Here is a 25,446-nt window from a genome sequence, read left to right as displayed (position 1 = left end):
CAAGCCCCCAGCCATGGAAGCTCACTTTCAGATATTCCTGATCCTGCTGGCCGTGTTGGCGGGAACCGCCCTGATCGCGCGACGCGCCAATCTCGCGCCGGCGATCCTCCTGATGCTCGCCGGCATCGCGCTCGCCTTCGTGCCGACGATGCCGGCGTTCGCGCTGCCCCCCGAGCTCGTGCTGCTGGTGGTGCTGCCGCCGCTGATCTATTCGTCGAGCGTCGCGATGAGCTGGCGCGAGTTCAAGCGCAATCTGCGGCCGATCGTGCTGCTCGCGGTCGGCTGCGTGATCTTCACCGCCTCCATGGTGGCCACCGCGACCCACTATCTTCTCGGCCTGCCCTGGAGCCTCGGCTTCCTGCTCGGCGCCATCGTTGCGCCGCCAGACGTGGTGGCGCCGCTCGCCATCGCCCGCCGGCTGCACCTGCCGCGCCGGGTCATGGTCATTCTCGAAGGCGAGGGCCTCGCCAATGACGCGACCGCGCTGATCCTCTATCGCTTCGCGGTGGCCGCCATCACCACCGGCGCCTTCTCCTTTCCGGTCGCGGCCGGCGAGTTCGGCCTGATCGTGGTCGGCGAGATCGCGTTCGGCATCGGCGTCGGCTGGCTGATGCTGCGCGCCCGTCACTATGCCCGCGACCCGCAGGTCGAGATCACCCTGTCGGTGCTGACGCCGTATCTGGCGTTCTGGATCCCCGAGCATGTCGGCGGCTCCGGCGTGATCGCGACGGTGGCCTGCGGCCTCTACATGAGCTGGAACGGACCGCTGTGGATCTCCTCGGCGACCCGCCTGCAGGGCATCTTCTTCTGGGACCTGATGATCTACCTCATCGAGGGCATGCTGTTCCTGCTGACCGGCTTCCAGATGCGGCTGATCTACGAGAAGTCGAAGGTCTTTCCGCTCGACGACATCATGATCGCGACCGCGCTGGTGCTCGCCATCGTCGTTATCGCGCGCTTCGCCTGGACCTTCCCGGCGACCATCCTGCCGCGTTTGCTGAGCTCGTCGCTGCGAGCCCGCGATCCCTTGCCGCCCTGGCGGCAGACCTTCATCATCGGCTTCACCGGCGTGCGCGGCACGGTCTCGCTCGCCACCGCGCTGGCGCTTCCGCTGACGCTGTCGACCGGCGACGCGTTTCCCTATCGCGACCAGATCCTGTTCATCGCCTTCGGCGTGATCTTCTTCACCCTGATCGGCCTCGGCCTGACCCTGCCGGCCGTCGTGCGCTGGCTCGGGGTCGGCAACCAGGGTCGCGCCGAGCATCAGCGCGAGCATGAGCAGGAGATCGCCGCCCGGCGCGAGGCGCTCGACAGCGCCTTGCGGTCGCTGGAGACGATGACCAGCGATCGCGAGCTGTCGGACGAGGTGGTGCGGCTGCTACGGGCGCGCCACGAGGTCCGGACCAACCAGCTCCCGGAAGGTCTGAAGCCCGAGGACAACGACGCATCCGCGCTCGGCATCGAGCTGACCCGCGAGCTGATCACGGCAGAACGCAAATTCATCCACGTGATGCTGCGCGACGGCAAGATCACCGACGAGACCCGCCGCCGCATCGAGCGCGATCTCGATCTGGAGGAAGCGAGCCTCGCCAATCGCTCGTATGGTGAGTTGCCGCTGTAGGAGCTGAGAGCTGGTCACGCGGTTGTAGGACGCGATGTTGCGGCAAACGCCGTCATTGCGAGCGCAGCGAAGCAATCCAGAAATCCTTGCGCGGCCCTGGATTGCTTCGCTGCGCTCGCAATGACGTGGAGGGGAGCCTCACGTCACCGTTCGATCATCCAGCGCGTCACCGCCTGGTGGTAGTTCATCGGACCAGGCACGGTCTTGTAGGTCTTCAAGTAGCGGAAGCCGGCCTTCTGCAGCGCGCGGTTGGGGGCGGTATTGTAGGCGTGCGGCTCGCAGAACAGCTGCTTGAGCCGCAATCTCTCGAAATAGAAATCGATGCTGCGGCGGACGCATGCGGTGCCGAGGCCGCGGCCGCGCAGCTCCGGTTCGGTGACGTGCAGGTGCATGTGGGCGCGGTTGCCGTAGACGATGCGGTCGCAGCTGGAAAAGCCGATGGCGCGGCCGTCGAGCCGCCAGATCACCAGCAGCGCCGCGCGCTCGGCCAACGGCGTCTCGTACAGTGTCTGGAAGAGTCCGGCCCACACCGGCCTGGTCGGCATCCGCGTCGGGTCGATGCCCATCAGGTCGAGTTGCTCGATGCTCGACGAATAGAAGTAGTCGATGACCAGCGAGGTCTCGGCAAGTTCCATTTCGCGGATATCGAGATTCATCGAGGCGTCCTCTTCAGCAGGCCTCAAGGTGCTGATCATGCGGGCGGCAGTGGGGCGGCGCCGGCGCGTCCGATTACGTCGGCTGCAGCCGATCCGCGCGCGAAAATTTCAGACCGCGGCGCGCGGCACAAGCAGCCGTCGGTTGCAGGTCGGCAGTCGCTCTCACGGCAGGCCGATTGGACATGGAATCTAGCTGAGGACTCTCAAGCTCCCCGCCTGCGACAGAGCGATCGCATATGACGATCGGAGTTGTGCGCCCGTCTGCTGCCACATCGTCATGGCCGGGCTCGTCCCGGCCATCCACGCCGCTCGGCATCCTCGGAACGACGTGGATGCCCGGGACAAGCCCGGGCATGACGGAGTAACGAATGGTCAGGCCTTCTCGCCGCAAGCAACCGCGCGATCAACCCAGCGGACAGGAGGCGCCGCTGGCTGAGCCGGGACCAGCGTGCCGCCCTACTCCGCCGCGGTCACGTTCTCCGGCGCTTTCGCGCCGCTGCCGTAGCGCTGGTCGATGTAGTCGATGACGAGCGCCTTGAAGTCGGCGGCGATGGTCGGCCCGCGCAGGGTGCGGAACTTCTTGCCGTCGACGAAGACCGGCGCGGCCGGGGCCTCGCCGGTGCCCGGCAGGGAGATGCCGATATTGGCATGCTTGGATTCGCCGGGGCCGTTGACGATGCAGCCCATGACGGCGACGTTGAGCGCCTCGACGCCGGGATATTGCGTCTTCCAGGCCGGCATCTCCTCGCGGATGAAGTCCTGGATCGAGCGCGCCAGCTCCTGGAACGTGGTCGAGGTGGTGCGGCCGCAGCCGGGGCACGCCGCAACCAGCGGCACGAAGGTGCGGAAGCCCATGGTCTGCAACAGCTCCTGCGCGACCTGAACTTCGAGGGTGCGGTCGCCGCCGGGCTCGGGGGTCAGCGAGATGCGGATGGTGTCGCCGATGCCCTGCTGCAGCAGGATGCCGAGCGCCGCCGAGGAGGCGACGATGCCCTTCGAGCCCATGCCGGCCTCGGTGAGGCCGAGATGGATGGCGTAGTCGGAGCGTGCGGCGAGGTCCTGATAGACCGCGATCAGGTCCTGCACGGCCGAGACCTTGGCCGACAGGATGATGCGGTCCTTCGGCATGCCGAGCTCCTGGGCCCGGGCGGCCGACAGCAATGCCGACTGCACCATGGCTTCGCGCATCACCGCGCGCGCATCGCGCGGGTTCGCGGAAGCCGCGTTCTCGTCCATCAGCTTGCTGAGCAGCTCCTGATCGAGCGAGCCCCAATTGGCGCCGATGCGGACCGGCTTGCCGTATTTGTTGGCGAGCTCGATGATGGTCGAGAATTGCGTGTCCCGCTTGTCCTTGAAGCCGACATTGCCGGGATTGATGCGGTATTTCGCCAGCGCCTCGGCGCAGGCCGGATAGTCGGTCAGCAGCTTGTGGCCGATATAGTGGAAGTCGCCGATCAAGGGCGTGGTGATGCCGCGCTTGTCGAGCTGCTCGCGGATCTGCGGGACGGCCGCGGCGGCCTCCTCGCGGTCGACCGTGATGCGGACCATCTCGGACCCGGCGCGCGCCAGCGCTGCAACCTGGGCCACCGTCTGGTCGACGTCGGCGGTGTCGGTGTTGGTCATCGACTGCACCACGATCGGGGCGCCGCCGCCGACGGCGACGTTGCCGACCATGACGCGGGTGGTCCGATGCCGGGGAGCGGGTCCGGCGACATCGGACGCTGAAGTGTTCTCGGTCAGGATCTCGGGCTTGTTCATGGGCGCTCGGATATCAGGTTTTGGTGACATTCAGCAATGGATCAGTCGCGGCCAGGACCACGCGGTTCGGGCGGTTTACGAGAAAAAGCCCAACGATCACAAGCACGGCAGCCAAGCCAAAGGCCAGCGTCAGGGCGTCATGCAGGATGAAATAGCTCGCCACCACCCCGAATAAAGGGGTGATGAAGGTAAATGCCGACAATTTGCTGGCCGAGTAGGCCTTGATCAGGGCGAACCAGACCGTGAACGTGGTCCCGACCACCCAGATCGACTGGTAGGCCATCAGGCCGATCACGAACGGGCTGGGAACCTGGGTCAACCGCTCCCCGGCAATGAGGGCCGCCACGGCCATGATCGGGACGGAGACCGCCACCTGGTACCCCAATGCCCGCTCGGGCGCGATGAAGCGCAGCCGGGTGCCTTTGACGAACACCGTGGTCACGCCCCAGAGCAGGCCGCCGCCGACCACCAGGAGATCGCCGAGCAGCACGCGGCCGTCGACATCGGCCTGGGGAATGCCGATCGCGAGCGCCACACCGGTGAAGCTGAGCGCCAGCCCGCCCCATTGCGCCGGGCCCATCCGTTCGCCGAGGAAGCGGAACGAGCCGAGCGCGACGAAGAACGGCGCGGTATACAGGAACACGATGGCGCGCGACGCCGAGGTCAGCAGCAGGCCCTGATAGATCAGCACGAATTCCAAGCCGAACAGCAGGCCTGCCACCAGGCCGAGCCCCAGCGTGCCGTCGCGCTCGAACATCTTCACGCCGCGCACCCGCGCGAACACCAGCAGCACCGGCAGCGCACCGAGCGAACGGAAGGTGGCCTGCAGCAGCGGCGGAATTTCAGGCAGCGCGAGCTTCACGGCGATCTGGTTGAACGCCCAGGACAGGCACAGCACGAGGATGACGGCGATCGCGCCCAGGCCGAGCGGCCGGGTCGCGGCGGATGAGGTTGGCGTTGCGGACACGAGGACGTTGGCTCCCTGGCGCGTTTCGTTTTTTGGACCGCCATCAAGGTGTGGTCAGCTTTGTCTTGGTCAGTCGGAGATGATGCGGACGTAGAGCGGCGGTGCTGGCCTCTCCCTGCGCGCACCGGACTCGCGCAGAAACTCGAATACGACGGTCATTCACACGTGTACAGCTTGCGCCGCAGTGAGCGTTCTCACGCCGCCTTCTGGCAATGGGCACACAGCCCGGTGATCTCGACGACCGACAGTTTCGGCGTGAAGCCCGATGCCGCGGCGGCCAGCTTCAGGCTTTCCGCGATCGGAGCCGCCGGAACCTCGCCGACGGCGCCGCAGCTCTCGCAGATCAGGAACGCCACCAGCGCGGTCTGCTCGTGGTCATGGGCGCAGGCGAGGAAGGCATTGCGGCTCTCGATGCGGTGCACCAGGCCGTTCGCCATCAGGAACTCGAGCGCGCGATAGACGGTGATCGGCGCCGGCCGCGCGGCGACCTTGGCAAGTTCCTCGATGATCTCGTAGGCGCCGAGCGGCCGGTGGCTCGACAGCAGCGCCTCCAACACCTGGCGGCGCTGCGGCGTGAACTTCTGGCCGCGCTGGGCGCAGATGCGCTCGGCATGGTCCAGGGCATCGGCCGCGCAGCGGCCATGGTCGTGGTCCGGCGCCGGGAAGGTGGGCTTTGCGAGGGTCATTGCCGACAATCTAGCATCTCGGGGCGGTCTCGCCAAAGGCCGCGGCCGAGCCATGCATCTGCGGCGGGGCGGGTGCGCTCGGCAGAGCCATCAAATATTCATAAGCTTGCTTATCATATCCGAGGCTCATTACAGCCAAAGCTTAGTTCCCCCTCTTGGAATCGAGATCAGCCATGACCCGCACGTCGGTGGACGTGAACTTCCTGTTTACGCTCGGCGAGCTGCAGCGCCTGGTGCGCGCCTATGCCGACAAGGAGGCGGCGCGCTTCGGCATGACCCGCGCGCAATGGGCCGTGCTGGCGAAGGTCGAGCGCTACGAGGGGATGAAGCAGTCCGAGCTCGCCGAGCAGATGGAGATGCAGCCGATCACGCTGACACGGCTGATCGACAAGCTCGCCGAGGCCGGGCTGATCGAGCGGCGCGGCGACGACAGCGACCGCCGCGTCAACCGGCTCTATCTGAAGAAGGCCGCGCGCCCGCTGCTCGCGAAGCTCGCGGTGCTGCGCAGCGATCTGACCGACACCGCCCTCCAGGGCATCAGCGCCGGTGATGCCGAGCGGCTGATGACCCATCTCGAAGCCATCAAGGAAAACGTGAGAAACGCCCTGCAGTCGCTGTGCGACGAGCAGCGAAAGGAGCAGCGCTATGGCTGAGCCCGCCCTGAAACTCGCCCCCGACCAGAAGGCCAGCCCGGATGCGGCGCCGCCCGCGGCCGCCGACGCGAAGCCGGCGCGCCCCGGATTGCTGCGCCGCTACCGTCGCACGCTGCTGCTGGTGGTGCTGCCGCTCGTCGCCGCCATCGGCGGCCTCGTGCTGTATCTCAATGGCGGCCGCTACGTGACGACCGACGACGCCTATGTCGGCGCCCAGAAGGTGCTGATCACGCCCGACATCTCCGGCAAGATCGTCAAGGTCGTCGTCAAGGAAGGCCAGCAGGTGCAGAAGGGCGACGAGCTGTTCGAGATCGACCCCGTGCCCTATCGCCTGGCGGTCGACCAGGCCAAGGCGGCGCTGGAGCAGGCGCGCATCAGCTACGACAACCTCACCGCCAACATCAAGATCTACGGCCAGATGCTCGATCTCGCGCAGCAGGGCATCGACCTGAAGCAGAAGGACGTCGAGCGCAAGCAGACGCTCGCCAAGAGCAATTTCGGCTCGCAGCTCGACCTCGACAATGCCGCGAATGCGCTGGTGACCGCCGGCGCACAGGCGCAGTACATCAAGCAGCAGCTGTCGAACGCGAAAACGCAGCTGCTCGGCAATCCCGATCTGCCGCTGGAGCAGTTCCCGCCTTACGTCCAGGCAAAGGCCAAGCTGGACGACGCGCAGCGCGACCTCGACCACACCACCTTGCGCGCGCCGATGCCGGGCATCGCGACCCAGGTCGACCAGATCCAGCTCGGCCGCTTCGTGGCCGCGGGCACGCCGGTGTTCTCGGTGATCGACATCAGCAATCCCTGGGTCGACGCCAACCCGAAGGAGAGCGACTTCACCTATGTCGCGGTCGGCCAGCCGGTCGAGCTCGACGTCGATGCCTTCCCCAACCACCGCTTCAAGGGCACGGTCGGCTCGCTGTCGCCGGGCACCGGCGCGCAGTTCGCGATCCTGCCGCCGCAAAATGCGAGCGGCAATTTCGTCAAGGTCGTGCAGCGCGTGCCGGTCCGGATCTATTTCGACAAGGCCGACAGATTCGTCGCGAAGCTCAAGGCCGGCATGAGCGTCAACGTGTCGATCGATACCGGCCACGAGCGCACGCTGGCCGGGCTGTTCGGATCGGCGCACGCGGCGGACAAGGACGAGTAGCGTCATGACCGCGCCTGCGGCCTCATCCGCAGTTCCGGGCCTCCGCCGGAACATGGTGACGATCTGCGCCATGACGGCGACGATCATGCAGGCGCTCGACACCACCATCGCCAACGTCGCGCTGCCCTACATGCAGGGCACGCTGTCGGCCTCGCAGGACCAGATCAACTGGGTGCTGACGTCCTACATCGTCGCGGCCGCGATCATGACCGCTCCGGTGGGATGGATCGCCAACCGCTTCGGCCGCAAGCGCACCTTCATCGTCTGCTCGGCCGGCTTCACCATCGCCTCCGTGATGTGCGGGCTCGCCCAGGACATCACCCAGATGGTGCTGTTCCGCCTCCTGCAGGGCGTGTTCGGCGCCTCGCTGGTGCCGCTGTCGCAGGCGGTCATGCTCGACTCCTACGCGCTGCATGAGCGCGCCAAGGCGATGGCGATCTGGGGCATGGGCGTGATGCTCGGCCCGATCATGGGGCCGTCGCTCGGCGCCTGGCTGACCGAGACCTATTCCTGGCATTGGGTGTTCTTCGTCAACCTGCCGTTCGGCGCCGTGACCGTGCTCGGCCTGATGGCGTTCATGGAGGAGACCAAGCCGAACGCGGAGCTGACCTTCGACTGGTTCGGTTTCGCGGCGCTCGCCATCGGCATCGGCTCGCTGCAGATCGCGCTCGACCGCGGCGAGGACCAGGGCTGGCTGGAGAGCAACGAGATCATCATCGAGTTCATCATCGCCGCCGTCGGCTTCTATTATTTCCTGGCGCATTCGCTGACGACGCAGCGGCCGTTCATCCAGTTCGCGCTGTTCAAGGACCGCAATTTCGTCGGCGGCTGCGTGTTCATGACGGTGATGGGCCTCGTGCTTTTCTCGACCATGGCGCTGTCGTCGCCGTTCCTGCAGAACGTCATCGGCTATCCCATCATCACCGCCGGCGTGCTGCTCGCGACCCGCGGCTGCGGCACCTTCGTCGCGATGATGCTGGTCGGGCGTCTCTTGCGCTATATCGAGGCGCGCACGCTGATCATCGTCGGCCTGGCGCTGACCGCAGTGTCGCTGTTCCAGATGACGGCGTGGACCGACCAGACTGGCGTGCCCGAGATCATCACCATCAGCATCATGCAGGGGTTCGGCTTCGGCCTCGTGTTCGTGCCGCTTTCGACCGTGGCATTCCTGACCTTGCCGGGGGAGTTGCGGACTGATGGAACCTCGATGCTGACCCTGGTGCGAAATGTCGCAAGCTCGATCGGCATCTCGATCGCGATCGCGCAGCTCACCGAGGGAACACGGCGCAACCACGCGATCCTGGTCGAGCACATCAACCCGTTCAATCACGCGCTGCAGATGCCCAATGTTGCCGGCCTCCTGAACCTGTCCACCGATGCCGGGCGCGCGATGGCCGACGCGATGGTGACCGTGCAGGCGCAGATCCTGGCATTCTCGCACGACTACCAGCTGGTCATGACGTTCATCCTGGTCTCGATCCCGCTCGCGGTCATGATCGGCTCGACGCGCACCGCGTTGCGCGCGCAGTCCGCCCCGGCCGACCACGCCGTGATGGAGTGACTGCTTCCCCGCGACGGAAAATGCGCGCGCTGTCGAGACAGGGTGGGGGCGGGATAGCAAAAAGGTGACCGCGACGTGATGGATTTGTAACTTCAATCCGGCGCGTTTCCGGCTATCTTCTGCTCACCCCACTCGGTTCTCTGCGTATGAGTTGCGCGCAGGGACTGCACCTCATGAGCGCCCCACTCGTGATGTGCCGGGCGGGGGCGGTGGCTCCTCCAGCGCCGCCCCCAGCCCCGGGGCCTCCCTTTTCACATTTTGGCCTACGGCTTCTGCAGCGGCTCGATCTTCGCCGGTGCGGCAGCGGGCCTGGCCTCGGCCGTCGGCAGGATCACGCCGGCCAGCGCCTGCACCGGATCGTCGCCGGGCTTGAAGCCGGACTGCACCAGGATCTCGTCGATCAACGGCTTCAGCGCGTGCACGCGCAGCAGTTCGCCGGCGAGGCCTTCGCCGAAGCCGACATTGCCGCCGGCACCGCCGTTGCCGCCGAACGCGCCGCCGGTGTGCAGGATGCGCACGTCCTTCAGATTGGCGATCGGCTTGACCATCTCGCCGAGCGCGGCCGGCATGGTCGCGATGCGCTGCTTGGCGAGCTCGAAATCGATCACGTTGCTGCCGAGCTTGTTCTGGGCTTCGTTCTTCATCAGGATGACCGCGGCTTCCGCCTCGCCGATCTGGCGCACGCCGACGGCCTTGATCTTGTTGGCCTCGGCCTCCGCTTCGGCCAGGGTCTTGGCCGCCGCGCCGCGATCGACCGCGGCGCGCTTTTCTGCCTCGGCGGCAACGGTAATGCCGGTCGAGCGCTGCTCGGCCTCTTTCCGCGCCGCCATGACCGCGGTCTGACGCTCGCGGTCGGCGATCTCGATGGCGCGCGCCGTCGTCACCTTTTCCTCCGCAGAGACCGCGAGCGCCTCGGCCGCCTTGGCCACCGCGCGCGCTTCCGAGGTTTCCTTGCTCTTGGTCGCGATCTGGATGTCGTTGTCCTGCGTCGCGATCTGGATCTCGCGGTCGGCGTCGGTCTTGCGGCGGTTGATCGCGAGATTGCTTTCGATCGCCGCGGTCTCGCGCACCTTCAAGGCTTCCGCCTCGCGCTGCGCGATCTTCTGCTGCGCCTCGATGCGCGCATTCTCCTCGGTCTGCCACGCCGTCTGCGTCGCGCTTGCGACCTCGGCGCGGGTGCTCGCGGTCTTGTTGGCGATGTCGCGCTCCTGGCTGAGCTCGGCCTCCTTCTTGGTGCGCTCGATCTGGAGCGTGAGCTGGCGCGCCTCGAGGTCCTTCTGCGCGATCGCGACCTCGTTGTCGCGCACGATCGCGTTGCGGTCGCGGCGCCGGGTCTCGGTGACCGTCTTCAACAGCGTCAGGCCTTCGGCGTCGAAGAAGTTCTCGGCGTTGAAGAACGAGATGTCGGTCTGGTCGAGCTTGGTCAGCGAGACCGATTCCAGCTCCAGGCCGTTGGACTGCACGTCGGCCTCGACTGCGGCCTGGACGTGCTTGACGAAATCCGAGCGCTTCTCCTGCAGGTCCAACAGCTCCATCGTCGCCGCGACCGAGCGCAGGCCGTCGACGAACTTGGCCTCGACCTGGTCGCGCAACAATTCGGCATTGTTGGTGACGGCGCCGAGCGTCTGCGCCGCCAGTGCGATCGAATCCACGTCGGGCTTCACGCGCACGTAGAACTCGGCGTCGATGTCGACGCGCATGCGGTCCTTGGTGATCAGCGAATCCTTCTTCGAGCGCTCGACGCGGAGCCGCAAGGTCTTGAGGTTGACGCGCGCGATGGAGTGGAAGATCGGCAGCACCACCGCGCCGCCGTCGAGCACCACCTTCTTGCCGCCCAGGCCGGTGCGCACGAACGCCTCGTCGCGGGTGGACCGATGGTAGAGAACGGCAAAGACAGTGCCGAGAACGACCAGCAGCACAACGCCGATCGACGCAGGCAGAACCAGATCAAACATGGGATTTACTTTCGGGTTGAGGAAAGTGTCTTGGAGCTAAGGTGTCTTGGAGTTCGTGAGCTCGTCGGCTGCGGCGATCGCGATGAAGCGGCCATCCTTGCGGTCGACGAGGAGAACCGACGCGCCCACCGGCAAGGACGGCGAGTCCGGCGCGGCCGAGGCCGTCACCATGTGCCAGTTGCCGTGGACGTCCTTGACGCGGACGCGGCCGGGCAGCCCGCCATCGAGCGGGCCGACCGCCACCTCGCCGATGCGGCCGACGAGATCGGACAGCCCGACCGCATAGCTCTCATCCTGCGGCACCAGCCGCGCCGCGTAGCGCGTCGAGCGCCGCAGCAGCGGCACCGTGACGACGGCGGCGAGCACGCCCGCGGCCGTTGGCGGCAGCGCCACCGCCACCAGCCGCGCGGCATCCTGGATCAGAAAGCCCGTGATCGAGAAGATGCCGAGCGCGAGCAGGATGCAGATCATCAGCGGCACGCCGCCGACATTGATCCAGGACAGCACGTGGCCGACGCTGGTGCTGTGGCCGTCGTGACCGAGATCGACGGTCTGGCCGAGCAACTCGCTGATCGACAGGCCGATCAGCATCGAGCCGATCTCGACGCCGCCGACCAGAACGATCATCACGGCGGCAATCGCGAACGGCCGCACCTCGGGTTGCATGAAATGGTCGACGATGGTCATGGGACGACGCGCCCCCGCCCGCTCAATTCTGCGATTTCAGCCGCGCCAGCCGCTCGGCGATGTCCTTGTCACGCTTCAGCTTCGACAATTCGTCGATGTCGGGCGACGGCGGGATGCCTTCCGGCACGCCGGTGGCGCGGGCGATGACGCGGGAGGCGCGCGCGGCCTTGGCGAGGCCGGCATCCGGCCCCTTGCGCGATGTGGCCTTCGGCTGGTCGGCGCGCGCCTCGCTGCGTTCGAGTTCGGCGAGACGCGCCTGCGCGTCCTGCAGGCTCGACAGAATCGCACGCAGGGTCGTCAGCACCGCATCGATGCGCTCGGCATTCTCGTCGATCGCCTTCGACAGCACCTCGAACTGGGCTTCGAGATCCATCTGCCGGGCGATGCCGGCGCGGGCGAGATCGTCGCGGTGCTCGACGATGGCGATGCGGATCTGCTCGGCCAGCACGGTCGTCTCGCGCTCGATCTCGGCGCGGCGTGCATTGAGCCGATATTCCTCCGCGCGCGCATGCGACAGGCTCTCGCGCGATTCGCGCTCGGCCTGCTCGATCTCGCGGATCGCCTGGCTGACCAGCGCGACCCGGTTCTTGTCCTCGGCCTTTTCGATCGCTCCATAGGCGATCCCGGCGATGAGGCGCCCGGCGCGTGACAGGAGCGTGTCGGGAGCCGGCGCGTGTTCGGCGAGCATGACGTGGTCCTTTCGTGGGCTGACTGTTGGGCTGAGACGAGCGTGTGACGTTGCGGTAACGCCGAAATGGACTTCGAAGTCATCTTGGTCCGTGCGCACGAGCTGCGCCGGCGTCGCGTGCGGCCAGCCCGCGACGTAGCCGGTCACCTCGAACGGGATCGCGAAGCGACCGCGCGCGGTGCCGAGCGACAACATGCCGGCATTCCTGACATTCACCAGACGGTCGTCGAGCGGCAGCCGCGGGTTCGAGGCGGCGCGATAGGCGGCACGGTCGCGCAAGCCGAGCGTGACGAGGCGCGACGGCAGCCGCGTGGCCTTGCGGATCGGGTCGTAGGCATGGCCGTGCAGCGTGACGAGATTGGCGCCGATGCCTTTGCCAGCAGCGATCTCGTCGAGCATGTCCATCATCCGGGCATAGTCGGCGAAGGTCGCCTCGATCGCGTCCCGCGCCTCGGGGGAGAGGAGCAGACGGTAGCGAACAGCCTGATCGTAAGTGCTTCCGGCCATCGGGAACGTTAAAGCACAATATCCGTGCTTTAGCAAGCCAGCTCCCGATCCAAGAACGCCGCTCCCGTCCGTGACCATGTCGAACGCCATGCCCATGCCGATATGTCGCGCCGATGCTGGCCGGCGGTTTAAGGCCGGCGAACAATCTCTGGTGATCGTTAAGGGGGCTGCTAGCGACGCCGGCAAATGCACCGCAGTGACGTGTAGCGACAAAGACCTCGCCGCGCGCGTGCGGCCCTGTCGCGAGGGAAGCGCCGTCAGTCCAGCAATTCGCGGCAGCCGAGATCGTCGAACGCAAGGAAGATGCGCTCGAGATTATTCCACCAGATCACCGGAGGGAGCTGGATCGCCCATTGCCAGACCGGCTGGGCGATGTGCCAGAGCACGGCGAGACGATAGTCCTGATCCAGCGCCGCCCTGTCGTAGCCGGTCACACCGCCTGCGACCAATGTCTGATGATAGCTGTCGAGCAACGGCCGCTCGATCCGCGCCCGACGGTCGGGATAGATTTGCAGCGCGATCATGTAGGCGAGATCGTTCGCGGGCACGCCGATCCGCCACTGGTCGAAATCAAAGGCGCGCACGTCGTCGCTGTCGGCGGCCTTCGGCACCAGAAAATTCCAGACATGCGCGTCGCCATGCGCAATGCTGAGGTTTCGCCGCGACAGATAGCGTTCCGAGAGCCGCGGCGTCGCCGCCATCAGGCGTTCGTAGACCGCGCGCCGGTCCGCGCTCAGGCGGTCTCCCAACTGATCGGCGAAGCGCTGATAGTGGCCGGCAAAGGTCCTGCTGCGCTCGGCGCGCTCGTCCGCGGTCGCGAAGCTGCCGATGGACACGCCGAGCCGCGGATCGTCCCACCACGCCGCATGCAGCCGCGCCAGCGCCCGCACGATCCCCTCGGCCTGGGGCAGCGCGGGCGGCAACGACCATGGCGTCGCCGTCTGGTGCGTGTCGGTGAGATCCTCGAGCAGCAAGTGCCAGGTGAGCGCGGCTTGTCCCACGCGCCGCCGTAAGAGCCGGGCACCAGGCCCGTCGGCATGAGCCGCGCCAGTCCGCGATAAAAATTGACCTCGTGGCGCCCGCCCCGCCACAGCGTCTTGGCGAAGGCCGGCATCGGGATTTTCAGGATCAGCGTCTTCGGCGCGTCCGGGGCCGCGCCGCTATACGACAAGCCAAGGCGGATGATGCGCGACAACAGCATCGGCCGGTCGCTGATCACGGCGACGTCCGAGACCGCGCCGGACTCGAGCACACCCGCCTCACGCATCGTCGCCGTCAACGCGGCGGGCTTGGCAACGGACGGCAAGTCGGTGGAGGACATGTGGGCGCCGTCCCTTCAGGGTTGCAGCTTGCCCACACTAGCATGGATATTCCGAATCGCTACTTGATCGGCGCGCGCGGCAGCACGGTGTCGCCGATCTCCATCCGGTAGACGTGATCGAGCGAATACCAGGGCGTGGTGACGTCGGCGTCCGTCGGATGCGGCTCGTCGTGGCGGACGAAATTGCCGAGCAGCGCCTTCGTGACGCCGAACTGCACGTCGCTGTCGATGTGCGGGTCGTTGGGGTCGTAGACCTGCGAGATCAGGACCTTGAATCCCGGCTTGACGATCAGCGCATGCAGATGCGCCGGGCGATAGGGATGGCGGCCCTGCGCCTTCAGCAGGCGGCCGACGACCCCGTCGGTCGGGATGGGATAGCCGACCATCATCACCGAGCGAAACCAGAAGCGGCCATCGGCATCGGTCACGAGCTTGCCGCGCAGGTTCATGTCGGCCTGATCGGGATCCTGGTTCTCGTAGTAGCCGACCGGCGAGGCGTGCCAGACGTCGACCTCGGCGCCGGCGACCGGCGCGCCGTTCGGATCGACCACGCGACCGTGCACGAACAGCGCCGGGCCTGATGTCGCCGAGCGCACGATCGAGCCGCCGTTATCAGTGCGCGGCGAGTTCAACCGCCAGAACGGGCCGAGCAGCGACTGCGCGGTCTCGGTGTTGCCGCCATCGCCATTGTTGAGCAGGCAGACCAGCGGCGAGACGCCGAGCGAGCCGGCCATCAGCACGACTTCGTTGTGGCTGTCGTTGGTGCGCTGACCGAGTTCGGCGATGATGGCGGCGGCTTCGCGAAATTCGACCTCGGTAAGCCTGACATCGCGGACGAAGCCGTGCAGGTGCTTGATCAGCGACACCATGATCTCGCGCAGCCGCGGGTTCTCGGTGCGCTCCATCACCGCCAGCACCGCCGGCGTGACGTCCTGTTCGCGGGAGATGGTCATCGTCAGGACTCCGTCATTCCGGGGGCGACGCGCCAGCGTCGAACCCGGAATCTCGATATTGCAGGACTCATCTCCAGATTCCGGGTTCAGCCCTGCGGGCTGCCCGGAATGACGAAGCGCTCAGCGCGTCGTCAGTTGATCGTCTCGACCGCCAGTGCGACGCCCTGGCCGACGCCGACGCACATCGTGGCGAGCGCACGCTTGCCGCCGCGGACCTCGAGGCCGTGCACCGCGGTCATCGCGATGCGCGCGCCGCTCATGCCGAGCGGATGACCGAGCGCGATGGCGCCGCCATGCGGGTTGACGAAATCGGCGTCCTCGGCGACGCCGAGCTGGCGCAGGCAGGCGATGCCCTGGGACGCGAACGCCTCGTTCAGCTCGATCAGGTCGAAATCGGTGATCTTGAGGCCGAGCCGCTCCATCAGCTTGCGCACCGCCGGCACCGGGCCGATGCCCATGATGCGGGGCGGCACGCCGGCCGAGGCGAGGCCGAGAACGCGCGCGCGCGGCGTGAGGCCGTGCTTCTTCACGGCGGGTTCGGAAGCGAGGATCATGGCGACGGCGCCGTCATTGACGCCCGAGGCGTTGCCGGCGGTGACCGTGCCCGGATTGCGCACGATCGGCTTCAGTTTGGCCAGACCTTCGAGCGTGGTCTCGGGGCGCGGATGCTCGTCCTTGTCCACCGTCACAGGGCCGGCCTTGCCGCCGGGCACCATGACCGGCGTGATCTCGGCGGCGAAATAGCCCGAGGCGATGGCCTTTCCGGCGCGCTGCTGGGAGCGGATCGCGAACGCGTCCTGGTCGGCGCGCGAGACCTGGAATTCCTCGGCGACGTTCTCGCCGGTCTCCGGCATCGAATCGACGCCATACTGCTGCTTCATCAGCGGATTGATGAAGCGCCAGCCGATCGTGGTGTCGAAGATCTCGGCCGAGCGCGAGAACGCCTCCGTCGCCTTGCCCTGCACGAACGGCGCGCGCGTCATGGATTCGACGCCGCCCGCGATCGCGAGATCGACCTCGCCGGCGCGGATCGCACGTCCCGCCGCGCCGACCGCGTCGAGACCGGAGGCGCAGAGACGGTTCAAGGTCTGGCCCGGAATTGAATCCGGCAGGCCCGCGAGCAGCAGCGCCATGCGCGCGACGTTGCGGTTGTCCTCGCCGGCCTGGTTGGCGCAGCCGAAGAACACCTCGTCGACGGCAGCCCAGTCGAGATTGGGATGCTTCGCCTTGAGCGCCTTGAGCGGGGTGGCCGCGAGATCGTCGGTGCGCACCTTGGCCAGCGCGCCGCCGAACCGGCCGATCGGAGTCCGCACCGCATCACAAATGAACACGTCTCGCATCGCTCTCTCCCGAACTTTCGTGTTTCTGGTCAGAATTGACGGCGGTTTTAGGAGTGCGATCGGGGCAGGTCAAATGACGGGAGCGCGGGGTGGCATGCGCGGCGCTGTCGTATGCGACGCTATCTCAACGCGAGCGGTGCGCCCCCTCCCCCGCTTGCGGGGGAGGGTTGGGGTGGGGGCCGCCCCAAGCGAGAATCCCCGTGAGGAGAGACTTCCCCCACCCGTATCGCATCTTCGATGCGATACGATCTCCCCCGCAAGCGGGGGAGGTGCAACAGCAGGCACCGCTCATCGTGGAAAACCGGGACATCGCCTGCAAAGCGGTAGGACCGTCCGGGCAAATTGGCTAGTTTCCGCGCCATGACGATCCAGCAGCCGATCTCCGCCCCGGTTCCGCAAGAATCAGTGCCTGCGGCCGCGCCCGCCGAGGCGCCGGCCAAGCTCACGCCGATGATGGAGCAGTATCTCGACATCAAGGCAGCGCATCCGGGGCTGATGCTGTTCTACCGGATGGGCGACTTCTACGAGCTGTTCTTCGAGGATGCGGAAGCCGCCTCGAAAGCGCTCGGCATCGTGCTGACCAAGCGCGGCAAGCACCTGGGCCAGGACATCCCGATGTGCGGCGTGCCGGTGGAGCGCTCCGAGGACTATCTGCATCGCTTGATCGCGCAAGGCATCCGCGTCGCCGTCTGCGAGCAGATGGAGGATCCGGCGGCGGCGCGGGCGCGCGGCAACAAGAGCGTGGTCAAGCGCGGCGTGGTGCGCGTGGTCACGCCGGGCACGCTGACGGAAGACAATCTGCTCGATGCGCGCGCCAACAACTATCTGCTGTCGATCGCGCGCAGCCGCGGCTCCTCCGGTGGCGACCGGCTCGGGCTTGCCTGGATCGATATCTCGACGTCGGACTTCATCGTCACCGAATGCGCGTTCGCCGAGCTGACGGCGACCTTGGCACGGATCAATCCCAACGAAGTCATCGTCTCCGACGCGCTGTACTCGGACGAAGCGTTCGAGCCGGTGCTGCGCGAGCTCGCCGCGGTGACGCCGCTCACGCGCGACGTGTTCGACGGGGCCACCGCCGAACGGCGGCTGTGCGACTATTTCGCCGTCGCCACCATGGACGGCCGCGCGGTGCTGTCGCGTTTGGAAGCGACCGCGGCGGCCGCCTGCGTCACCTATGTCGAACGTACGCAAGTGGGGCAGCGCCCGCCGCTGGCGCCGCCGGCGCGCGAGGCGACCGGCAGCACGATGGCGATCGATCCGGCGACGCGCGCCAACCTCGAACTGACGCGCACGCTCGCCGGCGAGCGCCGCGGCTCGCTGCTCGACGCGATCGACTGCACGGTGACCTCGGCCGGCTCGCGCCTGCTGGCGCAGCGGCTCGCCGCGCCGCTGACGGAGCCGGTGCAGATCGGCCGGCGGCTCGATGCCGTCAACGTCTTCGTCGCCGACAGCGCCGCGCGCGAGGACATCCGCTCGATCCTGCGCGGCGCGCCCGACATGACCCGTGCTATGGCGCGGCTGTCCGTCGGCCGCGGCGGTCCGCGCGATCTCGCCGCTCTGCGCGACGGTATCGTTGCGGCCGACCAGGCGCTGGCGCGGCTGTCGGCGCTCGACCAGCCGCCGCAGGAGGTGGCGTCGGTCATGTCCGCGCTGGCGCGGCCGGCGCGCACGCTCGCCGAGGAGTTCGCCCGTGCGCTCGACGAGCAGCTGCCGCTGATCAAGCGCGACGGCGGCTTCGTCCGATCCGGCTATGATGCGACGCTCGACGAGACACGCAATCTGCGCGACGCCTCGCGGCTCGTCGTCGCCTCGATGCAGGCGCGCTATGCCGACCAGACCGGCGTGAAGGCGCTGAAGATCCGGCACAACAACGTGCTCGGCTATTTCGTCGAGGTCACCGCGCAGCACGGCGACAAGCTGATGTCGGCGCCGTTGAACGCGACCTTCATCCACCGCCAGACGCTGGCGGGCCAGGTGCGCTTCACGACATCAGAGCTCGGCGAGATCGAGGCCAAGATTGCGAATGCCGGCGAGCGCGCGCTCAATCTCGAGCTCGAGATCTTCGACCGGCTGTGCGCACAGGTGCTCGCGATCGGCGACGATCTGCGCGCCGCCGCGCACGGCTTCGCGATGCTCGATGTCGCCACTGCGCTGGCGAAGCTCGCGGTCGACGACAATTATGTGCGCCCGGAGGTCGACGGCTCGCTGGGCTTCGCCATCGAGGGCGGCCGTCATCCGGTGGTGGAGCAGGCGCTGAAGCGTGAGGGGCAGCCGTTCATCGCCAATTCCTGCGACCTGTCGCCGACGCCGGGGCACAAGAGCGGTCAGCTCTGGCTGCTCACCGGCCCCAACATGGCGGGTAAGTCCACTTTCCTGCGCCAGAACGCGCTGATTGCCCTGCTCGCCCAGATCGGCTCATTCGTGCCGGCGAGCCGTGCCCGCATCGGCATCGTCGACCGGCTGTTCTCGCGCGTCGGCGCCGCCGATGATCTGGCGCGCGGACGCTCGACCTTCATGGTCGAGATGGTCGAGACCGCGGCGATCCTCAACCAGGCCGGCGAGCGCGCGCTGGTGATCCTCGACGAGATCGGGCGCGGCACCGCGACCTTCGACGGCCTCTCCATCGCCTGGGCGGCGATCGAGCACCTGCACGAGAGCAACCGCTGCCGCACGCTGTTCGCCACGCATTATCACGAGCTGACGGCGCTCGCCGCCAAGCTGCCGCGGCTGTTCAACGCCACGGTGCGGGTCAAGGAATGGCAGGGCGACGTCGTGTTCCTGCACGAGGTGCTGCCCGGCTCCGCCGACCGCTCCTACGGCATCCAGGTGGCGAAGCTCGCCGGCCTGCCGCCGGCCGTGATCAGCCGCGCCAAATCGGTGCTGGCGAAACTGGAGGCCGCCGACCGCGGCCAGAACGCCCGCGCGCTGGTCGATGATCTGCCGCTGTTCGCGGTGCCCTCGCGCGCGGCGGTCGAGCCCACCATGTCGAAGGAAGCGGAAGAGCTGATCGCCGCGGTGAAGGCGCTGCATCCGGACGAGATGACGCCGCGCGAGGCGATCGACGCGCTGTATGCGCTGAAGGCGAAATTGCCGAAGTCGTAGCTGGGTGTCATTCCGGGGCGCGCAAAGCGCGAGCCCGGAATGACACCGAGTGTGGCGAGGTCAATCGATCAACAACCGCCGTCATTGCGAGGCGCCTTTGCGCCGAAGCAATCCAGAGTCCCGCCCGCAGCCCTGGATTGCTTCGCTTCGCTCGCAATGACGTGGAGAGACCTATCGGACCGCAGCGACCTTCCGTCGCCCCAGCCACCACAGGCGGAGATTCCACCCGACGCAGGTCGCCAGCGCACCACTCAGGCCGGCGACGGCGCCCAGGTGCAGGCTGCCGAGATGCAGCACGACCACCGCGAGCGAGAAGCCGATCAGGCCCCAGGCGCCGTTGGCCAGCACGGCCGCCGTCGCGGGCCCGCCGATGCGCGGCTGCAGGATCAGCATCATCGAGGTGAAGACGATCGGAAACAGCGCCAGGATGCCGGAGACGCTGGGGCCGGCCCAGCCGGAGACCGAGGTGACGGTGGCGACGAGCGTTGCCACCAGCGAGGCGCGCAGCGGCACGTCGTACCAGCGCCGCGTGATCAGCGGCATCTTGGCATGGCGATAGCGCTGCAACAACGGCAGGCAGATGGCGAAAGTGATGATGTTGGCGACGATGCCCATCAAGAGCGTCCATTGCACGCTCTTGATCAGCGCGGCGAGACCGAGCCACACCGCCACCGCGGTGGCGCTTGCCACCAGCACGCTGCGGCGCTGCGCCAGCACGGCATAGGCAAGGCTGAGGAAGATCGTCGCGGCATTGATCGGCAGGCTGGTCAGCGCGCCCTGCGCGATGAAGGCGGCATCGTGATCCAGCGCCAGGAAGACGTAGGTCGGGCCGGCCGAGATCGGGAGGGTCGCGACCAGCGCGCCGATCACCGGGCCGGTGCGCTCGGCGATCATCGACGCCGACACCACGAACGACGCCGCGATCGCCATGCGCAGAGCCAGCAGCAGCAGGAAGGAGGGATCGAGGGACATCAGTTCATGCTGCGCAGGCAGTGGGCTCCCTCCCCCGCAGGCGGGGGAGGGCTGGGGTGGGGGCGCGGCTCGGGTGGCGATGATGGGGTGTGCCGTGTGGAGAGAAGTCCCCCACCCGCCTCGCATCGGCGATGCGAGGCGACCTCCCCCGCAGGCGGGGGAGGCGCAGACCGAGCGAGCCTCAACAGCTTGTCTCCTCAGCGGCAGCGCCGCCGCGCAACTACACCCGCTTCAAGCTGACAGACACCTTCGGGCCGTTCTTGATGGTCTGATAGACCACGCAATAGCGCTCGGTGAGCTTGAGCAGGAGTTCGAGCTTGTCCTGCGGCGCGTCGGTGTCGACCTCGAAGCGCAGACGGATTTCCTGGAAGCCGACCGGCGCCTCCTTGTCGACGCCGAGCGTGCCGCGGAAATCGAGATCGCCTTCGGCGAACACGTGGCCGCTCTTGAGCGGCACCTCGACTGCGGTCGCGACCGATTTCAAGGTGACGCCGGCGCAGGCCACCAGAGCCTCCAGCAACATGTCGCCGGAACACAGCTCGAGCCCCGAGCCGCCGGTCCCCGGATGCAGGCCGGCCACCGCCATCGCGCGCCCGGTCTCGAGCTTGCAGGTCAGCCCCTCCTGCCCGACCTCGCCCTTGGCCTTCAAGGTGATCACGGCGGCGGACGGGTCGGCCTTGTAGCGTTCCTTGATCGGCGCCTGCATGGCGCGCAGCTCGGCAGCATCCATTTGTCGTTCTCTCCCGGATTTATTTCAGACGAGATTTACCGGGCCGGGCCGCCAAAGTCACCACCACAGGCCGCCGCCGGGCTCACGCCTGCCCTGCGTGTCCGGCATCGTCCGGTCGAGCGAGCGGTCCAGCGCGGTCAAGACATGCCGCTTGAACTGCTCGAACAAGGGCGCGTTGCGGTCGCGCGGCCGCGACAGATTGATGGTGATCTCCTCGAACAGCCGGCCCGGATGCGGCCGCATCACCAGCACGCGGTCGGCCAGCACCACGGCCTCCTCGACGTCGTGGGTCACGAGCACCAGCGTCGGGCGCGTATCGGCCCAGAGATCGAGCAGATGATCCTGCAGATCCTTGCGGGTGAAGGCATCGAGCGCAGAGAACGGCTCGTCGAGCAGGAGCACCTCCGGCTGCGCCACCAATGCGCGGGCGATCGCGACGCGTTGCGCCTGGCCGCCGGACAGTTCGCGCGGCCAGACCTTGGCCTTGTCGGCGAGGCCCACACGTTGCAGCGCGCGGGCGACACGGTCGCGACGCTCGGCTGCCGGCAGCTCGGACAGGCCAAAGCCAATGTTGTCGGCGACCGTGAGCCACGGCAGCAGCCGCGGCTCCTGGAAGATGATGCCGACCTTGGGATGCGGCGCAATGATCGCCTCGCCGTCGAGCGTCACGGCGCCGGCGCTGGCGCGGTCGAGCCCGGCGATGGTGCGCAACAACGTCGACTTGCCGCAGCCGGAGCCGCCGATGATGGCGATGATCTCGCCGAGCTGGATCCCGGCCGAGAACCGCTCCAGCGCGTGGACACCGTTGGGATAGACCTTGGTGACGGATGCGAGCTGCAGCATCAGGCCGCCCCGCTCTGGCGCGCGAAACTGTCCTGCCAGCGCAACAGCGGCGCGGTTGATATCTCCAGGAGCCAGTCGGTGACCTTGCCGATGATCGCGAAGATGACGATGGCCGCCACGATCTGCGCCGGCTTGCCGAGCTGCTGGCCGTCGATCAGGAGGTAGCCGAGCCCTTCGGAGGCGCCCATGAACTCGGCGGCAACGACGAACATCCACCCCAGGCCGAGGCCGACGCGCAGCGCCACCACATAGGCCGGCAGCACCGCCGGCAGCAGGATGCGGCGGATCATGGCCGGTCCGGACAGGCGGAAAACGCGGCCGACCTCGACGATCTTGCGGTCGACCGAAAGAATGGCACCGGTCAGGCCGAGATAGACCGGGAAGAACACGCCGACTGCGATCAGCGCCACCTTGGAGGTCTCGAAGATGCCGAGCCACAGAATGAACAACGGCACCCAGGCGATCGACGGAATCGCACGCAGCGCCTGGATCGTCGGATCGACCAGCCGGCGCGCGAAACCCCAATAGCCGCAGATGCCGCCGAGCAGCGTGCCGGCGGCGACGCCGAGGCCGAAGCCGATGCCGACGCGGGTCAAGGTCATCGTGATGTGGCGGGAGAGTTCGCCGGAGCGGGCGAGCTCGGCGATGGTGGTGAAGACCTTCGAGGGCGGCGGCACCAGCCGGCCGTTGGACCAGCCGGCCCGGACGGCAAGCTCCCAGGCGAGTGCGAGCGATAGCGGCAGCAGCAGGCCCACCAGCGGCCGCGCGAAGCGTGCGAGCCGCGGCGTGGTAGCGGTCTGGGATGTCGGGGCGGCCGAAGCGGGTGCCTGCAATTCGACGGTCATGGTCATAGTGAGAACAGTGTCTCGCGCGGGAATGCAAGGCGTGGCGTTGGCGGATAGTCGTGGTGGCCGATCAGCATGGTGACCAAGGACGGCGCCCAGCAATCGCTGTCGTCCCGGCCTTGGGCCGGCAACTGTTATGTTGATGGAGTGATCGCATAAGGTTTTCGGTCGCGCATCATGGCATTCAGGATGGTTAGAAGCTTCCTGGCGACGGCGATGAGGGCGAGCTTGGCGGGTTTACCGGCTTGGCGCAGACGGTTGTAAAAGATCTTGAAGCGATCGGCGCGGCGGACGGCGTTGAGGGCGGCCATGTAGAGGGCGTCGCGGACACGCTTCCGGCCGCCGCCGATCTTGCGCTTGCCACGATACGCCCCGCTATCGCGATTGAAGGGAGCCAGGCCCGCAAGAGCGGCTACCTCCTTTGGCCCGAGATGGCCGAGTTCCGGCATCTGGGTGATGAGTTGCATGCAGGCGACGGGTCCCACACCGGGCACGGAGCGCATCAGCTGTGCCTGCTCCGCAAGCACCGGCTCGGCTTTGATGAGCGCGTTGATCTCGGCCTCGATCTCGACGATCTCGTCATTGAGGACCTCGATCAGGCGGCTGATGCGTTCGGCCATGGCGCGGTCCTCGGCCTCGCTGCGGCGGTTCTTTTCCTGGGCGCGCATGGCAACCAGTTGATCCCGCCGTTTTGCAAGCTTGGCGAGGGCGCTTTGGGCAGGCGTCATGGCCTGCTCGGTGGCTGGCTGCATGGCGCGCCCAAAGGCTGCCAGCGTTCGCGCGTCGATCGGATCGGTCTTGGCGAGTTGGCCGCTAGCGCGGGCGAAATCGCGAGCTCGAGCCGGGTTGATCCGCGCAAAGCGGATGCCCGCCCGACGCAGGGCCTCGCGCAGTTCGAGGTCGTAGACGCCCGTGGCCTCAAAGACCACCAGAACATCGCATCGCCAACGCGCCACCAGCTGTGTGATGGCCTGTGGCCCGTTGGCGATGCGCTCCGGCGCCCCCACGGCTTCATCAAAAATATCGAGATAGGGTTTGCAAACGTCGATTCCGACGCAACGAAAAGGTACGATCACGGTGCCTGTCCCTGTGATGCGAGGTCTGTTGGCGCAGCCTCGTGCAACTGTTCAGGTTGATAAATGGAACGGGCGGGAGACCGAGCCGGCTCACGGCGTCTAGCGCCAAGGACCCAACGGCTTCCCGCCCACCATCATCATGGCAGACTTTCCAGACACAGGGACCCATACTCCGCGGCCGTCGTATTGAAGCGAGATGCCGCTCCAGCTTTGCCTCACAACAGGCGTCACAGATTATGGGTCCCGGATCTGCGCCCGCCAACGCTATCGCGTTGGCGAGCTTGTCCGGGACGACACCGGTTTTTGATCGCCGGCTCTTGGCATAGGCGATTTGGCGCAGCGGCCTATTGCCCGAGCCGCGCAAGTCCTAATTCGTCGGCAACGGGACCTGGTCGTCGATCAGGGCGTCCAGCGTGGCCTTCACATCCACCTTGGCATCGACGACACCGGCCTGCTGCAGCGCCAGGCCCGCAGCCAGAATCGACTCGCGCTGGGGTGCGCCGATGCGGCTATGGGTCAGCTCGGTGCGCTCCTTGAGCTGCTTGTCGACCACCGTCTCAGGCAGCTTCGTGACGGCGATGAAGGTCTTCTTGAGGTCGTCGTAGTTGGCCAGCGCGTCCTTGCGCGCGACCTCGTAGGTGGCGAGCACGCGGCGGACGATCTCCGGATTATCCTTCAGGAACTGCTCGCGCACGTTCAGGATGCCCCAGGTGTTGGCGTCGGCCTTGCGGTAGAACAGCCTGGCGCCCTCCTCGACCTCGGCCTGCGCCATCATCGGATCGAGCCCGGCCCAGGCGTCGACGTCGCCGCGGATCAGCGCCGCCTTGCCGTCGGCGTGCTGCAGCAATACCTGCGTGATGTCCTTGTCGGTGAGGCCCGCCGACAGCAGCGCGCGCACCAGGAAGATGTGCGGATCGGTGCCGCGGGTCACCGCGACCCGCTTGCCCTTGAGGTCGGCCACGGAGGCAATCTTGGAATCCTTGCCCGTGACCAGCGCGGTCCATTCGGGCCGCGAATAGACGTAGACCGACTTGATCGGGTTGCCGTTGATCCGGGCGACCAGCGCGGCGGAGCCGGCGGTCGAGCCGAAATCGAGCGAGCCGGCGTTGAGGAATTCGAGCGCCTTGTTGGAGCCGGCCGACTGCACCCAGACGATGCTGATGCCGTCCTTGGCGAACTCCTTCTCCAGAAGTCCTTTCTGCTTCAGCACCAGCGACACCGGATTGTAGGTCGCCCAATCCAAGCGGATCTCCTTCACCGGCTCGGCTGCGCGTGCAGCGCCGCATCCCAGTAGAACCACGGCCGCAACCGCAGCAAATCCGCGCCTCGACAATCCACCCATCGTCACCCCTCCAACCCTCAAGAAACATTG

The 25,446-nt window shown here is 67.1% G+C and carries 21 protein-coding genes and 1 pseudogene; 6 read left to right on the top strand and 16 right to left on the bottom strand.

The window, feature by feature from the left end; all coding sequences use genetic code 11:
* Nucleotides 1-13 precede the first annotated feature (13 nt).
* Nucleotides 14-1,621 carry a Na+/H+ antiporter gene (locus QW861_RS16320; RefSeq protein WP_316193269.1) on the top strand — a complete coding sequence of 536 codons (1,608 nt, stop codon included), beginning with the start codon at nt 14-16 and terminating at the stop codon, nt 1,619-1,621.
* Nucleotides 1,622-1,764: 143 nt separating this feature from the next.
* On the opposite strand, the gene QW861_RS16315 is transcribed toward QW861_RS16320, so the two are convergent.
* The 4 genes from QW861_RS16315 to QW861_RS16300 form a co-directional block, all read right to left on the bottom strand.
* Nucleotides 1,765-2,277: a GNAT family protein gene (locus QW861_RS16315; RefSeq protein WP_315751918.1), complete on the bottom strand. Its 513-nt coding sequence runs from the start codon at nt 2,275-2,277 to the stop codon at nt 1,765-1,767.
* Between the two features lie 456 nt (nt 2,278-2,733).
* Nucleotides 2,734-4,035 carry a flavodoxin-dependent (E)-4-hydroxy-3-methylbut-2-enyl-diphosphate synthase gene (gene ispG, locus QW861_RS16310; protein WP_315715167.1) on the bottom strand — a complete coding sequence of 434 codons (1,302 nt, stop codon included), beginning with the start codon at nt 4,033-4,035 and terminating at the stop codon, nt 2,734-2,736.
* Nucleotides 4,036-4,048: 13 nt separating this feature from the next.
* Entirely contained in the window at nt 4,049-5,002 is a 954-nt protein-coding gene (locus tag QW861_RS16305; RefSeq protein WP_315751917.1) for a DMT family transporter, read from the bottom strand.
* A 194-nt stretch (nt 5,003-5,196) separates the two neighbouring features.
* On the bottom strand, nt 5,197-5,688 hold the full coding sequence (locus tag QW861_RS16300; RefSeq protein WP_315751916.1) for a Fur family transcriptional regulator: 492 nt from the start codon (nt 5,686-5,688) through the stop codon (nt 5,197-5,199).
* 173 nt (nt 5,689-5,861) lie between these two features.
* Between QW861_RS16300 and QW861_RS16295 the strand changes: the two genes are divergently transcribed.
* The 3 genes from QW861_RS16295 to QW861_RS16285 are packed head-to-tail and all read left to right on the top strand — an operon-like array spanning nt 5,862 to nt 9,052.
* Nucleotides 5,862-6,341 carry a MarR family transcriptional regulator gene (locus QW861_RS16295; protein WP_315751915.1) on the top strand — a complete coding sequence of 160 codons (480 nt, stop codon included), beginning with the start codon at nt 5,862-5,864 and terminating at the stop codon, nt 6,339-6,341.
* Nucleotides 6,334-7,491, top strand: coding sequence for an HlyD family secretion protein (locus tag QW861_RS16290; RefSeq protein ID WP_315715163.1), 1,158 nt, complete (start codon nt 6,334-6,336; stop codon nt 7,489-7,491). Before QW861_RS16295 ends, QW861_RS16290 begins: the two co-directional genes overlap by 8 nt.
* A 4-nt stretch (nt 7,492-7,495) precedes the next feature.
* The gene (locus QW861_RS16285; protein ID WP_315751914.1) at nt 7,496-9,052 is read left to right on the top strand and encodes an MDR family MFS transporter; all 1,557 of its coding nucleotides are present in this window, start codon (nt 7,496-7,498) and stop codon (nt 9,050-9,052) included.
* A gap of 263 nt (nt 9,053-9,315) precedes the next feature.
* On the opposite strand, the gene QW861_RS16280 is transcribed toward QW861_RS16285, so the two are convergent.
* From QW861_RS16280 to QW861_RS16265, 4 genes and pseudogenes are all read right to left on the bottom strand, one after another.
* Nucleotides 9,316-11,007, bottom strand: coding sequence for a flotillin family protein (locus tag QW861_RS16280; protein WP_315751913.1), 1,692 nt, complete (start codon nt 11,005-11,007; stop codon nt 9,316-9,318).
* Between the two features lie 36 nt (nt 11,008-11,043).
* A complete protein-coding gene (locus tag QW861_RS16275) occupies nt 11,044-11,694 on the bottom strand; it encodes an OB-fold-containig protein (protein ID WP_315825552.1) in 651 nt (216 codons plus the stop codon).
* Nucleotides 11,695-11,716: 22 nt separating this feature from the next.
* Complete coding sequence (locus tag QW861_RS16270) at nt 11,717-12,889, bottom strand: PspA/IM30 family protein (protein WP_315825821.1); 1,173 nt, start codon at nt 12,887-12,889, stop codon at nt 11,717-11,719.
* Between the two features lie 257 nt (nt 12,890-13,146).
* A pseudogene (locus tag QW861_RS16265) lies at nt 13,147-14,105 on the bottom strand (phosphotransferase).
* Between QW861_RS16265 and QW861_RS16260 the strand changes: the two are divergent.
* A complete protein-coding gene (locus QW861_RS16260; RefSeq protein WP_316191547.1) occupies nt 13,987-14,277 on the top strand; it encodes a hypothetical protein in 291 nt (96 codons plus the stop codon). The pseudogene QW861_RS16265 and the gene QW861_RS16260 sit on opposite strands and share 119 nt — an antisense overlap.
* On the opposite strand, the gene QW861_RS16255 is transcribed toward QW861_RS16260, so the two are convergent.
* Both QW861_RS16255 and pcaF read right to left on the bottom strand, forming a co-directional pair.
* The gene (locus QW861_RS16255) at nt 14,270-15,163 is read right to left on the bottom strand and encodes a dioxygenase (protein ID WP_315751910.1); all 894 of its coding nucleotides are present in this window, start codon (nt 15,161-15,163) and stop codon (nt 14,270-14,272) included. The two genes, QW861_RS16260 and QW861_RS16255, sit on opposite strands and share 8 nt — an antisense overlap.
* A 131-nt stretch (nt 15,164-15,294) precedes the next feature.
* Nucleotides 15,295-16,503: a 3-oxoadipyl-CoA thiolase gene (gene pcaF, locus QW861_RS16250; RefSeq protein ID WP_316193268.1), complete on the bottom strand. Its 1,209-nt coding sequence runs from the start codon at nt 16,501-16,503 to the stop codon at nt 15,295-15,297.
* A gap of 360 nt (nt 16,504-16,863) precedes the next feature.
* On the opposite strand from pcaF, the gene mutS reads away from it, so the two are divergent.
* Complete coding sequence (gene mutS, locus QW861_RS16245) at nt 16,864-19,608, top strand: DNA mismatch repair protein MutS (protein ID WP_316193329.1); 2,745 nt, start codon at nt 16,864-16,866, stop codon at nt 19,606-19,608.
* A gap of 171 nt (nt 19,609-19,779) precedes the next feature.
* Here mutS and QW861_RS16240 read toward each other — a convergent pair whose 3' ends face one another.
* The 6 genes from QW861_RS16240 to QW861_RS16215 form a co-directional block, all read right to left on the bottom strand.
* Nucleotides 19,780-20,580 (bottom strand): hypothetical protein, encoded by an 801-nt coding sequence (locus QW861_RS16240; protein ID WP_316193267.1) that lies wholly within the window; start codon nt 20,578-20,580, stop codon nt 19,780-19,782.
* A 220-nt stretch (nt 20,581-20,800) separates the two neighbouring features.
* Complete coding sequence (locus tag QW861_RS16235; protein WP_316193266.1) at nt 20,801-21,310, bottom strand: OsmC family protein; 510 nt, start codon at nt 21,308-21,310, stop codon at nt 20,801-20,803.
* Nucleotides 21,311-21,367: 57 nt separating this feature from the next.
* The gene (locus tag QW861_RS16230; protein ID WP_315825555.1) at nt 21,368-22,153 is read right to left on the bottom strand and encodes an ABC transporter ATP-binding protein; all 786 of its coding nucleotides are present in this window, start codon (nt 22,151-22,153) and stop codon (nt 21,368-21,370) included.
* Nucleotides 22,153-23,004 (bottom strand): ABC transporter permease, encoded by an 852-nt coding sequence (locus QW861_RS16225; RefSeq protein WP_315825556.1) that lies wholly within the window; start codon nt 23,002-23,004, stop codon nt 22,153-22,155. The genes QW861_RS16230 and QW861_RS16225 overlap by 1 nt, the downstream gene beginning before the upstream one ends.
* A gap of 128 nt (nt 23,005-23,132) precedes the next feature.
* Complete coding sequence (locus QW861_RS16220; protein WP_316192330.1) at nt 23,133-24,074, bottom strand: transposase; 942 nt, start codon at nt 24,072-24,074, stop codon at nt 23,133-23,135.
* A 367-nt stretch (nt 24,075-24,441) separates the two neighbouring features.
* Complete coding sequence (locus QW861_RS16215; protein ID WP_316193265.1) at nt 24,442-25,416, bottom strand: aliphatic sulfonate ABC transporter substrate-binding protein; 975 nt, start codon at nt 25,414-25,416, stop codon at nt 24,442-24,444.
* Between the last annotated feature and the right edge of the window lie 30 nt (nt 25,417-25,446).

This window comes from Bradyrhizobium sp. SZCCHNRI1029, from assembly GCF_032487555.1.
Lineage (GTDB): Bacteria > Pseudomonadota > Alphaproteobacteria > Rhizobiales > Xanthobacteraceae > Bradyrhizobium.
This window is presented reverse-complemented; position numbering and strand designations above follow the sequence as displayed.

What these genes read in the sequence shown, in the direction of transcription:
- pcaF (WP_316193268.1), bottom strand. Translation starts at nt 16,503, where the DNA reads ATGCGAGACGTGTTCATTTGTGATGCGGTGCGGACTCCGATCGGCCGG.
- QW861_RS16230 (WP_315825555.1), bottom strand. Translation starts at nt 22,153, where the DNA reads ATGCTGCAGCTCGCATCCGTCACCAAGGTCTATCCCAACGGTGTCCAC.
- QW861_RS16290 (WP_315715163.1), top strand. Translation starts at nt 6,334, where the DNA reads ATGGCTGAGCCCGCCCTGAAACTCGCCCCCGACCAGAAGGCCAGCCCG.
- QW861_RS16235 (WP_316193266.1), bottom strand. Translation starts at nt 21,310, where the DNA reads ATGGATGCTGCCGAGCTGCGCGCCATGCAGGCGCCGATCAAGGAACGC.
- QW861_RS16240 (WP_316193267.1), bottom strand. Translation starts at nt 20,580, where the DNA reads ATGTCCCTCGATCCCTCCTTCCTGCTGCTGCTGGCTCTGCGCATGGCG.
- QW861_RS16270 (WP_315825821.1), bottom strand. Translation starts at nt 12,889, where the DNA reads ATGGCCGGAAGCACTTACGATCAGGCTGTTCGCTACCGTCTGCTCCTC.
- QW861_RS16315 (WP_315751918.1), bottom strand. Translation starts at nt 2,277, where the DNA reads ATGAATCTCGATATCCGCGAAATGGAACTTGCCGAGACCTCGCTGGTC.
- QW861_RS16275 (WP_315825552.1), bottom strand. Translation starts at nt 11,694, where the DNA reads ATGACCATCGTCGACCATTTCATGCAACCCGAGGTGCGGCCGTTCGCG.
- QW861_RS16225 (WP_315825556.1), bottom strand. Translation starts at nt 23,004, where the DNA reads ATGACCATGACCGTCGAATTGCAGGCACCCGCTTCGGCCGCCCCGACA.
- QW861_RS16280 (WP_315751913.1), bottom strand. Translation starts at nt 11,007, where the DNA reads ATGTTTGATCTGGTTCTGCCTGCGTCGATCGGCGTTGTGCTGCTGGTC.
- mutS (WP_316193329.1), top strand. Translation starts at nt 16,864, where the DNA reads ATGACGATCCAGCAGCCGATCTCCGCCCCGGTTCCGCAAGAATCAGTG.
- QW861_RS16320 (WP_316193269.1), top strand. Translation starts at nt 14, where the DNA reads ATGGAAGCTCACTTTCAGATATTCCTGATCCTGCTGGCCGTGTTGGCG.
- QW861_RS16300 (WP_315751916.1), bottom strand. Translation starts at nt 5,688, where the DNA reads ATGACCCTCGCAAAGCCCACCTTCCCGGCGCCGGACCACGACCATGGC.
- QW861_RS16215 (WP_316193265.1), bottom strand. Translation starts at nt 25,416, where the DNA reads ATGGGTGGATTGTCGAGGCGCGGATTTGCTGCGGTTGCGGCCGTGGTT.
- QW861_RS16285 (WP_315751914.1), top strand. Translation starts at nt 7,496, where the DNA reads ATGACCGCGCCTGCGGCCTCATCCGCAGTTCCGGGCCTCCGCCGGAAC.
- QW861_RS16255 (WP_315751910.1), bottom strand. Translation starts at nt 15,163, where the DNA reads ATGACCATCTCCCGCGAACAGGACGTCACGCCGGCGGTGCTGGCGGTG.
- QW861_RS16295 (WP_315751915.1), top strand. Translation starts at nt 5,862, where the DNA reads ATGACCCGCACGTCGGTGGACGTGAACTTCCTGTTTACGCTCGGCGAG.
- ispG (WP_315715167.1), bottom strand. Translation starts at nt 4,035, where the DNA reads ATGAACAAGCCCGAGATCCTGACCGAGAACACTTCAGCGTCCGATGTC.